The sequence below is a fragment of the Gordonia sp. N1V genome (assembly GCF_029269935.1).
GTDB lineage: Bacteria > Actinomycetota > Actinomycetes > Mycobacteriales > Mycobacteriaceae > Gordonia > Gordonia polyisoprenivorans.
This window is the reverse complement of record NZ_JARJDD010000006.1, coordinates 12386-26116: the sequence shown is the minus strand read 5'-3', so window position 1 is coordinate 26116 and position 13731 is coordinate 12386. Positions and strand designations below refer to the sequence as shown.

Sequence of the window (13731 nt, the reverse complement as noted above, 5' to 3'; positions counted from 1 at the left end):
ACCCACTTACCCCGTACCGAGCGGGCTCACCGCTCGGTTGTTGCGGCACTCTCGTCGACCAGGGACTGCCATCCGGTGGCGCACGCGCGCCCCAACACCGCCGGATCGGTACCCCACTGCGTCAGGTGAACCCGTTGCAGTTGCGCGCGAGGTGCTGCGCGACACCACGACTGCGCGACGGCCCACGGATGGAGCGGGTCGTCGTCGGCGGCGACCACCGCCAGCGGCACGGACAGAGTGGCGATCCGGTCGAGGTCCGGGGCGCGATATGCCGCCGCCCGTTCGAGCTGGGTGACGAGTCCGGGATACAGGGCCCGCCACGACCGGGCGAGCTCATTCGCCAACCATGTCGGGCTCGTCGACGACATCGCATCGATCGTCGCGTCCAGGCCGTCGGTACGCAGGGCTGCCGCGGTCATCGCCGCGCCGGTCGCGGCAAGTGCGGTACTCGGCTCGCCACTCCACGCCGGCATCGCCGCCCACACCCCGACGCAACGATGCCGGCCCGGCCCGAGCGCCCACTCCAGCGCCAGGGCGGCACCGATGGAGAACCCGCCCACCAACACCCGGGCGTGGTCGGCAGTGAACTGCCGCAGCGCGTCACGGTGTCCGCCGATGAGATCGTCGGTCGGGTCGAGGGCGATCAGGTCGACGCCGATCTCGCGGGCCGCGGGACCGAACGCGCGGCGGACGAAGTCGGCGTCCGAACCCGTCCCCGGCATCACGATGAGGACGTCCGCCGGGTGACACTCGGCCCGCTCGCCGGCGCTCCCGGAGCCGGTCAACCTGCGGGTGTGGATTCGGTTGTCATTCGCGGGCATGCACAGATCATGCCGCGCGTTGTACGCGATGAGGACATGGGTCTACGCTGAGCCGAAAGTACCCGCGTCGGAAGACGAGAAGGCCGAGAACCACAGCCCAGCAGGCTCGTGCCCTCCGAGCGGAAACGAAGTCTCTCTGGAGGTTGTGATGCCGACGGCCGGTTATCTCAAGCGGCTGACGAAACGGTTGACCGAAGATCTCGGCAATGCGGATGCGGAGCAGATCGCCGCCGAGTCCGAGGCAACCGGAGCGCAGCGCGCCGTCGAATGTTGTCGAGGCGACGAGGTCACCATGCACGGCGAGTTGCGTGCGGTGGAGACGTGTTCGCGTGCCGCCAAGAGCGGGGTCAAGGCCGAGTTCTTCGACGGGACCGACACGGTCATCCTGAAATGGTTGGGACGTAACCGCATTCCCGGCATCGAGCCCGGGCGCAAACTCACCGTCCGCGGCCGCCTCGCCGAGCACGACGGGTTCAAGGTGGTCTACAACCCGTACTACGAGCTGTACGGCTCGGAGGAGTGATCCCGCCGATCCCGCGCTGATCGGCCGTTCACTGCGGGACCCGCATCGCCTCGTGCAGCGCGGGCTCGGTCTCCGCGGGAGCGATGAACACCAGTTCGTCGCCACCTTCGATCGGATCGTCACGCTCGGGCACGATCACCCGACCACCCCGCAGTATCGCCACCAGGGCGGCATCGCGCGGCAGGCTCAGCTTGTGGACCGGCCGGCCGGCCAGCGGTGTGTTGGCGGGCAGCGTCAGCTCCACGAGATTCGCCTGGCCCTGCCGAAATGTCATGAGCCGTACCAGATCTCCGACCGACACGGCCTCTTCGACGAGGGAGGCGAGCAGTCGTGGCGTCGAGACGGCGACGTCGACACCCCATTCCTCGCCGAACAGCCATTCGTTGCGGGGATCATTTACCCGCGCGACCACCCGATTGACCGCGAACTCGGTCTTCGCGAGCAAACTGACGACGAGATTGGCCTTGTCGTCACCGGTGGCGGCAATCATGACGTCGAAGGACTGCAGCTCCGCCGACTCCAGATTCGACAATTCGCACGCGTCGGCGAGCAGCCACTGCGCACCGGGCACCGCGTCGGTGTCGATGTGCTCGGCATTGCGCTCGAACAGGGTGACCTGGTGGGCGTTGACGAGGAGCTCGCGGGCGATGGAGCGTCCGACCGCGCCGGCCCCGGCGATGGCGACTTTCATTGACGTACTCCTCAGTCGGCGTCGATCGGTGACGCGGCAATCGTACGGGTCTCGGCGAGGCGCTCGAGCAGCACCGCGGCGAACACCACGTCGTCCTGCTGCAAGACTGTCTTCGCTTCCGGCAGAACGGGATTGCCGACACGATTGATGAACGAGATCCGTGCTCCGGTCAGTTCCTGGAACTTCACCACGGTCGTCCCGATCCACGACTCGTCGATCTCGAGCTGGGCGATCGCGAGCGTGCCCGACGGGTCGCGCCACTCGGTCGTGGTGGAGACCTCGCCGAGTGCGGAGACGAACCGCTCGGTCGTCCACGGCACGGTGGCCACGGTCGGAATGCCCAACCGCTCGTAGACCGCGGCACGTTTGGCGTCATAGATACGCGCGACCACCCGCTCCACGTCGAAGGTCTCGCGGGCCACCCGCGCGGAGATGATGTTGGAGTTGTCGCCGGAGGACACCGCGGCGAAGGCATCGGCCTGCTCGATCCCGGCCTTGATCAACACATCACGATCGAATCCGACCCCGACGATGCGCTGACCGGTGAACCCGTCGCCGAGCCGGGTGAACGCCGAGGGGTTGCGGTCGATGACCGCTACCTCGTGACCGCGCTTGACCATCGCCCGAGCCAACGACGAGCCCACCCGGCCGCAGCCCATGATGACTACCCGCAAGAAAATCGATCCTTCCTTCCCGGCGCATGCCACCGGGAGGCGACGCGTCGCCGGGGAGCCGGCCGTGCACCGGTGTCGGTCCACGCAGAGATGAACCTACCCGTAGGGGCCGTGCCGTGATGCGGGTCCTGGTGGCCTTCATCTGACCGAGGTCTTAGTGTTGCGTGGTGCCCACCGTGTCAAAGGTGCCCGTTGCGACAAAACGCCTGCTTCTGGGTCGACCGTTTCGCAGCGACAGTCTCGGCCACACGCTGTTACCCAAACGCATCGCGCTACCCGTGTTCGCCTCCGACGCCATGTCATCGGTCGCCTACGCGCCCCAGGAGATCTTCCTGGTGCTCTCCGTTGCCGGGCTCTCGGCGCTGGCCTACACACCCTGGGTGGCGATCGCGGTCGCGATCGTGATGGCGGTGGTCGTCGCCAGCTACCGGCAGAACGTGCACGCCTATCCCTCCGGCGGCGGCGACTACGAGGTCGCCACGGTCAACCTCGGCCCCACGGCCGGACTGACCGTCGGCAGTGCGCTGCTGGTCGACTACGTCCTGACCGTCGCGGTGTCGATCTCGTCAGCGGCGGAGAACATCGGGTCGGCCATCCCGTTCGTGTCCGAACATCGCGTGTGGTTCTGCGTGGCCGCGATCATCATCCTGGCCGCGGTGAACCTGCGCGGGCTCAAGGAATCGGGCACCGTACTGGCCATTCCGACCTACGCGTTCATCGTCGGCGTGCTCGGCATGCTCATCTGGGGGTTCACCGAGATCTTCATCCTCGGACGCGAGGTCCGTTCGGAGACCGCGGGATTCGAGATCCGAGCCGAGCACAGCCACCTGATGGGCATCGCCTTCGTCTTCCTGATCGCGCGGGCCTTCTCCTCGGGATGCGCGGCGCTGACCGGGGTCGAAGCCATCAGCAACGGCGTGCCGGCGTTCCGGAAACCCAAGTCCCGCAACGCGGCGACCACCCTGCTGTTGCTCGGGTCGATCGCGATCGTCCTGCTGCTGGGCATCGTCTTCCTCGCCGAGCGGATCGGCGCCAAATACGTGATGAACCCGGCGGAGGACCTCATCGGCGCACCCCCCGGCTACCAGCAGAAGGCGATGATCGCCCAACTCGCGCACGCGGTGTTCGACACCTTCCCGGCCGGTTTCTACTTCGTCGCGACCGTCACCGCGTTGATCCTGATGCTGGCGGCCAACACCGCCTTCAACGGATTCCCGGTGCTCGGTTCGGTGCTCGCCCAGGATCGCTACCTGCCCCGGCAGTTGCACACCCGCGGCGACCGGCTGGCGTTCAGCAACGGCATCCTGTTCCTCGCGGTCGCCGCGATCGCATTCGTGGTCGCCTTCGGCGGTGAGGTGACCTCACTGATCCAGCTCTACATCGTGGGCGTGTTCGTGTCGTTCACGCTGAGCCAGACCGGCATGGTGCGCCACTGGACCCGGTTGTTGCGCACCGAGACCGACCCGAAGGCGCGCCGCCGGATGATGCAGTCGCGGGTGATCAACACCGTCGGCCTGGTGATGACGGCGACCGTGCTGGTGGTCGTGCTCATCACCAAGTTCACCGCCGGTGCCTGGATCGCCATCCTGGCGATGGTCATCCTGTTCGTGCTGATGAAGGCGATTCACCATCACTACGCGACCGTGCAGCGCGAACTCGAGCGCACCCCCGCCGACGACGAGGCGGTGCTCCCGAGCCGTACCCACTCGATCGTCTTGGTCTCGACGCTGCACCTGGCCACCAAACGCGCGTTGCTGTTCGCCCGGGCCACCCGACCCGATGTGCTCGAGGCGGTCACGGTGAATGTCGACGACCGTGACACCCGCCGATTGGTCTCGGAATGGGAGGACAGCGATCTGCGGGTGCCGCTCAAGGTGATCGCGTCGCCATACCGCGAGATCACCCGGCCGATCATCGACTACGTGCGGCGTGTCCGCCGCGAATCGCCGCGCGACGTGATCACCGTGTTCATCCCCGAATACGTGGTGGGCCATTGGTGGGAACAGATCCTGCACAACCAGTCGGCGTTGCGGTTGAAGACACGTCTGCTCTTCGAACCCGGGGTGATGGTGACCTCGGTGCCCTGGCAGCTCACGTCGTCCGATCGCCGCAAGGCCGACCTCGACTACCACGCACCCGGTGACACCCGCCGGGCACTCGGTGGCGGCCCCGAGTGACGGGCGACCCCTCCGACGCGCTGACGCTGCGGGTACGCCGACCCGCCAACGGTGGGTCCGCCATCGCCCACGCCGACGACGGCCGGGTTGTGTTCGTGCGCGGCGCGATCCCGGGCGAACTGGTCACCGCGAACATCGTCGAGGACAAGTCGGGATTCCTCGTCGCCGAGGTGGCCGAGGTACTCGAGCCGTCGACACATCGACGCGACTCACCCTGCTCTGCCGCCGCACAGGGTGCCGGCTGCTGCGATCTCGCGCATGTCTCCGTCGAACACGCCCGCACCCTGAAGGCCGAGATCCTCACCGACGTCCTGCGGCGGATCGGCGGGTTCACCGACGACGCCCTGTCCGCACTCGACGGCGGGCCGCCGACGGTCGCCGCGCTCGACGACGCCGAGACCGGCTGGCGAATCCGGACACGCATGGCCGTCGATGCCCACGGGCGTGCCGGACTGCACCGGCGCGGCGAGGCCGGCCTCGTCGTCGGCCGGCCCTGCGCGCAAACCGATCCGCGCCTGACCGACCTCACGGCGCTCGACGGTCGGTTCACCCCGTACGCCGACCTCGCGCTGGTGCTCGACGACGACGGCGCGCGGCACCTCACCGAGATCGCGCCCGCCGACGACACGACCACACGTGCTCGCGGTGGTCGTCGAGCCGGCGGTGGTCGTCGCGCCGCACAGCAACGTCGGCGGCGCCACGAACGACCGCGGACGACACGAGTGATCGAGGGACACACCGCCGCGCGCCACCGGGTCGGCGAGCGAACCTGGGACATCCCGGTGACCGGATTCTGGCAGGGGCACCGGGCCGCCGCCGGAGTGTATGCGCGGACCGTCGCCGATCTCGTTGCGCGCCACACCGACTCGGTCGGGACATGCTGGGATCTGTATGGCGGCGCCGGGATCTTCGCTGCCACGCTGACCGACACCCTGCATGCGCAGGCGGTGCACATCGTGGATTCCGACGCCGGGGCACTGGCCGCCGCCGAAGCGACCTTCGCCGATGACGACGGCGTCGAGGTGCACCGCGGCGAGGTCGCCGCAACCATCGGTGGACTCCCCGACGCCGGGGTCGTCGTGCTCGATCCACCCCGGACGGGGGCCGGTGCACGGGTGATCGGACAACTCGCCGCGGCCGGCCCGGACGTGGTGGTGCACGTCGGTTGCGACGTCGCGAGGTTCGCCCGCGACCTCGGATTCTTCGCCGAGAACGGGTATCAGACCCGCGAGATCCGCGGATTCGACGCATTTCCGCTCACCCATCACATCGAGGCGATCGCCGTGCTCGTGCGGTCGAACTCACGCCCGCTGCCGCGCTCGGCGGACCGGGGTGCGCCACCGGCGACCGTAGACTGACACACATGCTCCCGCGCGCACCTGTCGGTGTGCCGGGTAGCCCGCCGGGTACGCACCACGTCGCCCGGGAGCGAGACGATCAGTGATGGAGGATCAGATGGGCCTGCTGGAGCGCATCAACTCACCAGCCGACCTGCGGACGCTGTCGGCCGCAGAGGTCGCCGCGCTGGCGGGCGAGATCCGCGAGTTCCTGATCCAGAAGGTGTCGGCGGTCGGCGGCCACCTCGGGCCCAACCTCGGTGTCGTCGAGCTGACCCTGGCCATTCATCGTGTGTTCGATTCACCCATCGACCCGGTGATCTTCGACACAGGCCACCAGTGCTACGTCCACAAGATCGTCACCGGGCGACGCGAGGGCTTCGATTCGCTCCGGCAGCGCGGCGGGTTGACCGGCTATCAGGAGCGGTCCGAGAGCCCGCACGACTGGGTGGAGTCCTCGCACGCCTCGGCGGCACTGTCCTACGCCGACGGGCTCGCGAAATCGTTCGCGCTGACCGGCCAGGACGACCGGACGGTCGTCGCGGTGGTCGGCGACGGGGCGTTGACCGGCGGGATGTGCTGGGAGGCGATCAACAACATCGCCGCCGCCGATCGTCGCGTGGTGATCGTCGTCAACGACAACGGCCGGTCCTACGCGCCGACGATCGGCGGGCTGGCCCGGCATCTGTCCGGGCTGCGGCTGCAGCCCGGTTACGAGCGGGTCCTCGACGAGGGCCGGCGTGTGGTCAAACGGTTGCCGGTGGTCGGCGACCCGGCCTACGCCGTTCTGCACGGGGTCAAGAGCGGACTGAAAGACCTTCTCGCGCCACAGGAGATGTTCACCGACCTCGGCCTCAAGTACGTCGGCCCGGTCGACGGCCACGACGTCGAGGCGCTCGAATCGGCGTTCACGCAGGCCCGTTCGTTCGGTGGGCCGGTCATCGTGCACACCGTCACGCGCAAGGGCATGGGCTATGCGCACGCCGAGAACCACGAGGCCGACCAGATGCACTCCACCGGCGTCATCGATCCGGTGACCGGCCGGGCGAAGTCTGTGGCACCGCAGGATTGGACGTCGGTGTTCTCCACGGCACTCGTCGAGGCGGGGGCGGCCCGCGAGGACGTCGTGGCGATCACGGCCGCGATGCCCGGTCCGACGGGTCTGACACCCTTCGGTGAGAAGTATCCCGACCGGATGTTCGATGTCGGGATCGCCGAGCAGCATGCCATGACCTCGGCGGCCGGGCTGTCGCTCGGCGGTCTGCATCCGGTGCTCGCCATCTACTCCACGTTCCTCAACCGTGCATTCGATCAGTTGCTGATGGACGTTGCGCTGCTCGAGCTGCCGGTCACGCTGGTCCTCGACCGATCGGGGATCACCGGTCCCGATGGGCCGAGCCATCACGGGATGTGGGATCTCTCGCTGCTCGCGATGGTCCCCGGGATGCGGGTTGCGGCTCCCCGCGACGCCGTGCGGCTCCGCGAAGAACTCGACGAGGCGCTCGCCGTCGACGACGGGCCCACCGCACTGCGATTCTCCAAAGGTGCTGTGCCCGAAGATATCCGCGCTGTGGTGCGTCTCGACGACGGAGTCGATGTGTTGCGTCGGGGCACCCCGTCGGCCGAACCGATCGGTGGTGACGTGCTCATCGTCGCGGTCGGGGCGTTCTGCTCGCTGGCCCTCGACACCGCCGAACGGCTGCGTAGTCAGGGCATCGAGGCCACCGTCGTCGATCCCCGGTGGGTGCTCCCGGTTCCGGCGTCGATCACCGAGATCGCCGGCCGGCACCGGTTGGTGGTCACCCTCGAGGACAGCGGTGTGCACGGAGGGGTGGGGTCGGCGGTGGCGACCGCGCTCGGTATCGCCGAGGTCACCGTTCCGGTGCAGAACCGCGGTATCCCACAGCAATTCATCGCACACGCCTCACGCGGGGAGATCCTCGCCGAGCTGGGATTGACCGCGCAGGATCTGGCGCGCTCGATCACCGCGACCGTCTCCGGGATGCATTTGACACCGGGGCTCGACCGTCACGAGTTCGCCGACACCGGCCTCGACGCGTCGCGTGCGGATCGTTCGCTGCGTGAGGTCGACGGCCCCGACCCCGAGTAGACCGCGCCGGAGCAGTTCGGCCGGCAGTAGTTCGACCAGCGGTGGTTCGGGACCGCCGCGCTATGGCGACAAGCGCTGTCGCAGGGGTTCTTTCGGTGCGAGATCGGTTCCGCAGGTCAGCTCTGGCCCGGCGTCGGCGAGGTGCTCGACGTGGCCTCGTTCAGCGCTGCGGTGATCGGGCCGACCGTCAGCGAACGCTGCCAGTCGCGGGCGTCGCCGGCCGCCAGGCGGGCGTCGACCGCCGCCTCGGTGATCGGGGGATCGATTCCCTCCCAACACAACTGGCGCACCAGGTCGGGTGTCAGCAGATTCTCCGGGGGTAGTGTGTGCTCCTCGGCGATCTGTTTGACCAGCGGCCGGACCGCGCTCGCGCGTGCCGCGGCCTCCGGGTTGCGTTGATCCCAGCGGCTGATCGGCGGGGGACCGGTGGCCGGAGTCTTGCGTGGCGGGAGTTCGGCCTCGGGCAGGTCGCGTGCGCGCAGTAGGGCCGAGAGCCAGATCCCGGCCTGCCGTCGTTGCCGCGGCCCGCCGAAGACCGGAAGGCGGGTCAGCTCGTCGGTGGTCGACGGTGCGGCAGCGGCGGCGGTGATGATCGCCGAGTCCGGCAGCACCCGACCGGGCGCGACGTCGCGTCGCTGCGCGATCTCCTCACGTGCCGACCACAATTCGCGGACCGCTGCCAGCCCCCGGGCGGTCTTGACGGTGTGGATGTTGGCGGTCCGCCGCCAGCGATCGGTGCGCGGCGGCGACGGTGGACGGCGCAGCACATATGCGAATTCCTCGGCCGCCCAGTCACTTTTCCCCGCGTCGCGCAGGGCGGCGTCCATCGCGTCGCGTAACTCGATGAGTACCTCGACGTCGAGTGCGGCGTAGTTGAGCCACTCCGCGGGCAGTGGGCGCTTCGACCAGTCGGCGGCCCCGTGGCCCTTCTGCAGCCCGAATCCGAGGAACTGTTCGACCATCGCGGCCAGATTGACCTTGGTCAGCCCGAGCAGCCGGCCGGCGAGTTCGGTGTCGAAAAGCGTGGTGGCGTGGAATCCCAGCTCGCGTAGGCACGGTAGATCCTGGTCGGCGGCATGCAGAATCCACTCGGGTTCGGCCAATGCGTCGATCACCGGCAGCAGTGCCTCGGGTTCCTCGATCGGGTCGAGTAAGAAGCTGCCCGCGCCGGTTCGGCGGATCTGGATCAGGTAGGCGCGTTGCGAGTAGCGGTAGCCCGATGCCCGCTCGGTGTCGAGCGCGACCGGACCGCTGCCCGCCGCCAATCGTTGTGCCGCATCGGCGAAGTCGGCGGCCGACGACAGGACCGGCGGCACCCCCTCACGCGGTGCCAACAGCGGGGTGACGGGCGGGGAGTCCGACGCGGACTCCTCCGCGGCTCCGATCGGGTCCGCGTCGCTCACGCCGACCCGAGTTCGGTGACCCCGACCGGCGGCAGGCCCGCCGCCGAGGACAACACCTCGCAGAACCCCTCGAGGTGACCGCCGAGGCCGTCGGAGGTCGGCGCGGTCCACGAGGCGCGTAACTCGAGTTGATGAGCCCGCGGGGGGCCGGCGATGTCGCCGTAGCGCACCGACGTCGTCGAGGTGACGGTGCCGCCGAGGGCGGTCACCTCCACTCGGCCGCCGGAGCTGGCGTGCACACTGCCGTCGGATGCGGTCTGGCCGACCGGTACGCCGAGCGCGTCGGACAACCAACTCCACGCGACCTCCGGGAGCAACGGGTCCATCGCGAGTGCGGCCTCGACCTCGGCCTGGATGTAGGCGACGAGCCGCATCGTCCCGTTCCAGGCATCCTGGCCGTCGGGGTCGTAGAGCAGGATCAGCCGTCCGAAGGCGCTGCCCTGGCCGTCGGCGTCGATGTCGAGGTCGTCGGGTGAGTCCGGAGGGCGCACCTCGGCGCCGACGGCGTAGCTGTAGGGGGCGAGGCGCTGCGGGGGACGGATCGGCCCGACCTCGATCTCGCGCCGGATGCGCGCGGAATGCAGCGACTCGACCGCGGTGCGGAAGTCAGCAGGCTCCATCGGAGCTCCGGAGGAGGTCACGCCCCCGACGGTATGACGGAGACCACGTCGGGCGTCGGAGGCGCGCCGTGGTGATGGTCACCACCGGGCGCCCCGCGAGCACGCCCGACCGCGCGATTGCCGACGGGCCACCGCATGGCAGAGTGATCGGTGATGTCGCACGCACCTGGTACCCGCCGCAGTCACTCCCGTATGCCGCTCGTTGCCGCCGCACGGGGGGAGTCGCCCGCCCGCCGGCCGGTCTGGTTCATGCGGCAGGCCGGGCGATCGCTGCCCGAATACCGGGCGATCCGCGCCGAGATCGGGATGCTCGAGTCGTGCTTCGACCCCGATCTCGTCTGCGAGATCACCCTGCAGCCGGTCCGCCGCCATGACGTCGACGCGGCGATCCTGTTCTCCGACATCGTGGTGCCGCTGAAGGCGGCGGGGGTCGATCTCGACATCGTCGCCGGCACCGGCCCGGTCATCGCAGCGCCGATCCGCAGCACCGCCGACGTCGAGGCCTTGCCGCGTCTGGACCCGGCCGCGGTGGGTGCGGTCGCGCGCGCGGTCACGAAGATCCTCGATCAGCTCGACGAGGCCACCGCGCTGATCGGTTTCGCCGGTGCCCCGTTCACCCTGGCCTCCTACCTCATCGAGGGTGGTCCGAGTCGCAATTACGTCCACACCAAGGCGCTCATGCGCTCCGATCCCGACACCTGGCATGCGCTGATGGCCCGGCTCGCCGACATCACGATCACCTTCCTGCAGGTGCAACTCGACGCCGGGGTCGATGCCGTCCAGGTCTTCGACTCGTGGGCCGGTGCGCTCTCGGAGGCCGACTACCGCACCTTCGTCGCCCCGCACGTCGATCGCGTCTTCGCCGAGCTCGCCGAATATGGCGTTCCCCGAATCCATTTCGGTGTCGGCACCGGTGAGTTGCTCGCGGCGATGGCCGAGCCCGCCGATGTCATCGGCGTCGACTGGCGGGTCCCGCTGGAGGAGGCGGTACACCGCGTCGGGCCGGGTAAGGCCGTGCAGGGCAACCTCGATCCCACCGTGCTGTTCGCCGGCCCCGCCGTCGTCGAACAGGAAATCCGACGCGTCCTCGACGACGGCCGCCGGGCCGTGGCCGCGGGTGCGATCGGCCACATCGTGAACCTCGGTCACGGCGTGCTCCCCGACACCGATCCCGACGTGCTCACCCGCGCCGTCGAGCTGATCCACACCCTCTGATGCCGGCGCGGGTCGCGATCGTCGGCGGGGGAGTCTCCGGCCTGGTCGCGGCCTACCGGTTGCGTCGCGCACTCGGCGACGACGCCACGATCGACCTCTACGAACAGCGCGAGCGGCTCGGCGGCGTGCTGCACACCGTCGACGTCGCCGGGCAGGCCACCGACGTCGGAGCCGAAGCGTTCATCGTGCGCCGGCCGGAGGCTGTTGCGCTGGTCGACGAGCTCGGTCTGGCCGATCGGGTCGTCTCGCCGACGCCCCGCCGCCCGGCGATCTGGGCCGGCGGCCGGCTGCATCCGATGCCCGCCCCCGCCCTGATGGGTATCCCGGCCACGGCAGAGGTGATGGCGGGCCTGGCCGATCCCGCCGACCTCGCCCGCATCGCCGCCGAACCCGACCGCGCCCTGGCGTGGCGGCCCGGCGACGACGTGGCGGTCGGTGATCTGGTGGCCGACCGGTTCGGCGCATCGGTCGTCGCGCGCAGCGTCGATCCCATGCTCGGTGGCGTGTACTCGTCGCTGGCCGCCGACATCGGTGTGCGCGAAGCGATCCCGGCGCTGGCCGCGCGACTCGACGCGGGCGCGCCGAACCTGTCGGCGGCCGTCGGTGGGCTACTCACCCCGGTCGGTACCGGTGGCCCGGTGTTCGGGACACTCGTCGGTGGCTATCGGGTGCTCGTCGACGCGCTCACCGCTGCCACGCGGCCGGCCTTGTTCACCGATCGACAGGTGGTGGCCGTCCACGCCGACGGCGATCGGTGGCGGGTGGGCACCGAGTCCGGAACCGACACCGACTACGACGGCGTCGTTCTCGCTGTGCCCGCATGGACGGCGGCCCGCCTCATCGCCGGGATCGGCGATGAGTTCGTCGCGACCCTCGCGGCGGTCGAGCCGGCGTCGTCGGTGGTGGTCTCGATCGCGTTGGCGCCGGGCACGGCACTGCCCGACCACTCCGGCGTGCTGGTGGCGACCGGAGAAGACCTGCGGCCCAAGGCATTCACGCTGTCCTCCCAGAAGTGGGCGCACGTCGGCGGTGACGGTGCGGCGGTGTCGGTGCGCGCCTCGTTCGGCCGTTATGGCGACCCGGTGGCCGACCCCGCCGACGATCCCCGTATCGACGAGTCCCTGCGGTCGTGGGCGCTGACCGATCTGGATCGGATCTGTGTCGCCGCCGGGGTGAGCGCCCCCTCGGAGCACGTGCTCGAGGTCCGCGTCCAGCGATGGGACGGCGGGCTGCCCCGTTACGCACCCGGACACCTGGACCGGATGGCCGGGGTGCTCGACGCACTGCCGCCGCGACTGGCGCTGGCCGGCTCCTCGTATGCCGGGGTCGGCGTGCCGGCGTGTATCGCAACGGCCGGTCGGGCCGCCGAGGTGATCCTCGCCGCTCTCGGCTGAAGGCCCGGATGGGCCTTGCGACCTGGGTGTCGGCGGTCCCGCCTGCGGTGGCACCATGGGGTGCATGAGCCGCTTGGACTATGCCGCACTGAATTCGACGATCCGCTACCTGATGTTCTCGGTGTTCGCCGTGCGCCCGGGTGAGCTCGGCGACGACCGCGACTCGGTCAAGTCCGAGGTGACGGACTTCTTCAAGTCCCTCGACGACTCCGACGTCGTCGTGCGCGGTGTGTACGAGGTGTCGGGGATGCGCGCCGACGCCGACTACATGGTCTGGTGGCATGCGGAGAAGCTCGAGGATCTGCAGGCCGCCTACAACCGATTCCGACGCGAGACGCCGCTGGGCCGGGCGAGTGATCCGGTGTGGAGCAACGTCGCGTTGCACCGTCCGGCCGAGTTCAACAAGAGTCACGTCCCGGCCTTCCTGGCCGGTGAGGAACCGGGCAACTACATCTGCGTCTACCCGTTCGTCCGGTCCTACGAGTGGTATCTGCTGCCCGACGAGGAACGCCGCAAGATGCTCGCCGACCACGGCATGGCCGCCCGCGGCTACAAGGACGTCCGCGCCAACACCGTCGCGTCGTTCGCGCTCGGTGACTACGAATGGCTGCTCGCCTTCGAGGCACCGGAGTTGCACCGCATCGTCGACTTGATGCGCGACCTGCGCGCCACCGAGGCCCGCATGCACGTGCGTGAGGAGACGCCGTTCTTCACCGGGCCCCGCGTCGAGCCGGGTGCCCTCGTCGACGCGCTGCCCTGAGCGCGT

Annotated in this window: 12 protein-coding genes; 7 read left to right on the top strand and 5 right to left on the bottom strand. The window is 69.4% G+C overall.

The features are described from left to right. Positions 1-26: 26 nt before the first annotated feature. Positions 27-821, bottom strand: coding sequence for an alpha/beta fold hydrolase (locus P3L18_RS09760; RefSeq protein ID WP_079929555.1), 795 nt, complete (start codon positions 819-821; stop codon positions 27-29). Positions 822-969: 148 nt separating this feature from the next. On the opposite strand from P3L18_RS09760, the gene P3L18_RS09755 reads away from it, so the two are divergent. Continuing rightward, complete coding sequence (locus tag P3L18_RS09755) at positions 970-1344, top strand: OB-fold nucleic acid binding domain-containing protein (protein ID WP_006371135.1); 375 nt, start codon at positions 970-972, stop codon at positions 1342-1344. A 28-nt stretch (positions 1345-1372) separates the two neighbouring features. On the opposite strand, the gene P3L18_RS09750 is transcribed toward P3L18_RS09755, so the two are convergent. Together P3L18_RS09750 and P3L18_RS09745 are read right to left on the bottom strand one after the other, a co-directional pair. Then, positions 1373-2035 carry a TrkA family potassium uptake protein gene (locus P3L18_RS09750; protein ID WP_006371134.1) on the bottom strand — a complete coding sequence of 221 codons (663 nt, stop codon included), beginning with the start codon at positions 2033-2035 and terminating at the stop codon, positions 1373-1375. A gap of 11 nt (positions 2036-2046) precedes the next feature. Next, a complete protein-coding gene (locus P3L18_RS09745) occupies positions 2047-2709 on the bottom strand; it encodes a TrkA family potassium uptake protein (RefSeq protein WP_014359852.1) in 663 nt (220 codons plus the stop codon). 167 nt (positions 2710-2876) lie between these two features. Between P3L18_RS09745 and P3L18_RS09740 the strand changes: the two genes are divergently transcribed. From P3L18_RS09740 to dxs, 3 genes are all read left to right on the top strand, one after another. Further along, a complete protein-coding gene (locus P3L18_RS09740) occupies positions 2877-4886 on the top strand; it encodes an APC family permease (protein ID WP_276113974.1) in 2010 nt (669 codons plus the stop codon). Further along, a complete protein-coding gene (locus tag P3L18_RS09735; protein ID WP_276113973.1) occupies positions 4883-6244 on the top strand; it encodes a TRAM domain-containing protein in 1362 nt (453 codons plus the stop codon). The genes P3L18_RS09740 and P3L18_RS09735 overlap by 4 nt, the downstream gene beginning before the upstream one ends. Positions 6245-6341: 97 nt before the next feature. After that, complete coding sequence (dxs, locus tag P3L18_RS09730) at positions 6342-8333, top strand: 1-deoxy-D-xylulose-5-phosphate synthase (protein WP_276113972.1); 1992 nt, start codon at positions 6342-6344, stop codon at positions 8331-8333. A gap of 116 nt (positions 8334-8449) precedes the next feature. Here dxs and P3L18_RS09725 read toward each other — a convergent pair whose 3' ends face one another. Both P3L18_RS09725 and P3L18_RS09720 read right to left on the bottom strand, forming a co-directional pair. Beyond that, entirely contained in the window at positions 8450-9736 is a 1287-nt protein-coding gene (locus tag P3L18_RS09725; RefSeq protein WP_079929556.1) for a ribonuclease D, read from the bottom strand. Then, entirely contained in the window at positions 9733-10377 is a 645-nt protein-coding gene (locus tag P3L18_RS09720; RefSeq protein ID WP_014359855.1) for a DUF3000 domain-containing protein, read from the bottom strand. Before P3L18_RS09720 ends, P3L18_RS09725 begins: the two co-directional genes overlap by 4 nt. A 132-nt stretch (positions 10378-10509) precedes the next feature. Here P3L18_RS09720 and hemE point away from each other — a divergent pair, with 132 nt between their 5' ends. From hemE to hemQ, 3 genes are all read left to right on the top strand, one after another. Next, complete coding sequence (hemE, locus tag P3L18_RS09715) at positions 10510-11571, top strand: uroporphyrinogen decarboxylase (protein WP_006371127.1); 1062 nt, start codon at positions 10510-10512, stop codon at positions 11569-11571. After that, positions 11571-12965: a protoporphyrinogen oxidase gene (locus P3L18_RS09710; protein WP_276113971.1), complete on the top strand. Its 1395-nt coding sequence runs from the start codon at positions 11571-11573 to the stop codon at positions 12963-12965. Before hemE ends, P3L18_RS09710 begins: the two co-directional genes overlap by 1 nt. 64 nt (positions 12966-13029) lie before the next feature. After that, positions 13030-13725 (top strand): hydrogen peroxide-dependent heme synthase, encoded by a 696-nt coding sequence (gene hemQ / locus P3L18_RS09705; RefSeq protein WP_079929561.1) that lies wholly within the window; start codon positions 13030-13032, stop codon positions 13723-13725. Positions 13726-13731 lie beyond the last annotated feature (6 nt).

Bases quoted from the DNA above. Each gene is read 5' to 3' on its own strand.
- P3L18_RS09760 (WP_079929555.1), bottom strand. From the start codon at position 821: ATGCCCGCGAATGACAACCGAATCCACACCCGCAGGTTGACCGGCTCC.
- P3L18_RS09755 (WP_006371135.1), top strand. From the start codon at position 970: ATGCCGACGGCCGGTTATCTCAAGCGGCTGACGAAACGGTTGACCGAA.
- P3L18_RS09750 (WP_006371134.1), bottom strand. From the start codon at position 2,035: ATGAAAGTCGCCATCGCCGGGGCCGGCGCGGTCGGACGCTCCATCGCC.
- dxs (WP_276113972.1), top strand. From the start codon at position 6,342: ATGGGCCTGCTGGAGCGCATCAACTCACCAGCCGACCTGCGGACGCTG.
- hemE (WP_006371127.1), top strand. From the start codon at position 10,510: ATGTCGCACGCACCTGGTACCCGCCGCAGTCACTCCCGTATGCCGCTC.
- P3L18_RS09710 (WP_276113971.1), top strand. From the start codon at position 11,571: ATGCCGGCGCGGGTCGCGATCGTCGGCGGGGGAGTCTCCGGCCTGGTC.
- hemQ (WP_079929561.1), top strand. From the start codon at position 13,030: ATGAGCCGCTTGGACTATGCCGCACTGAATTCGACGATCCGCTACCTG.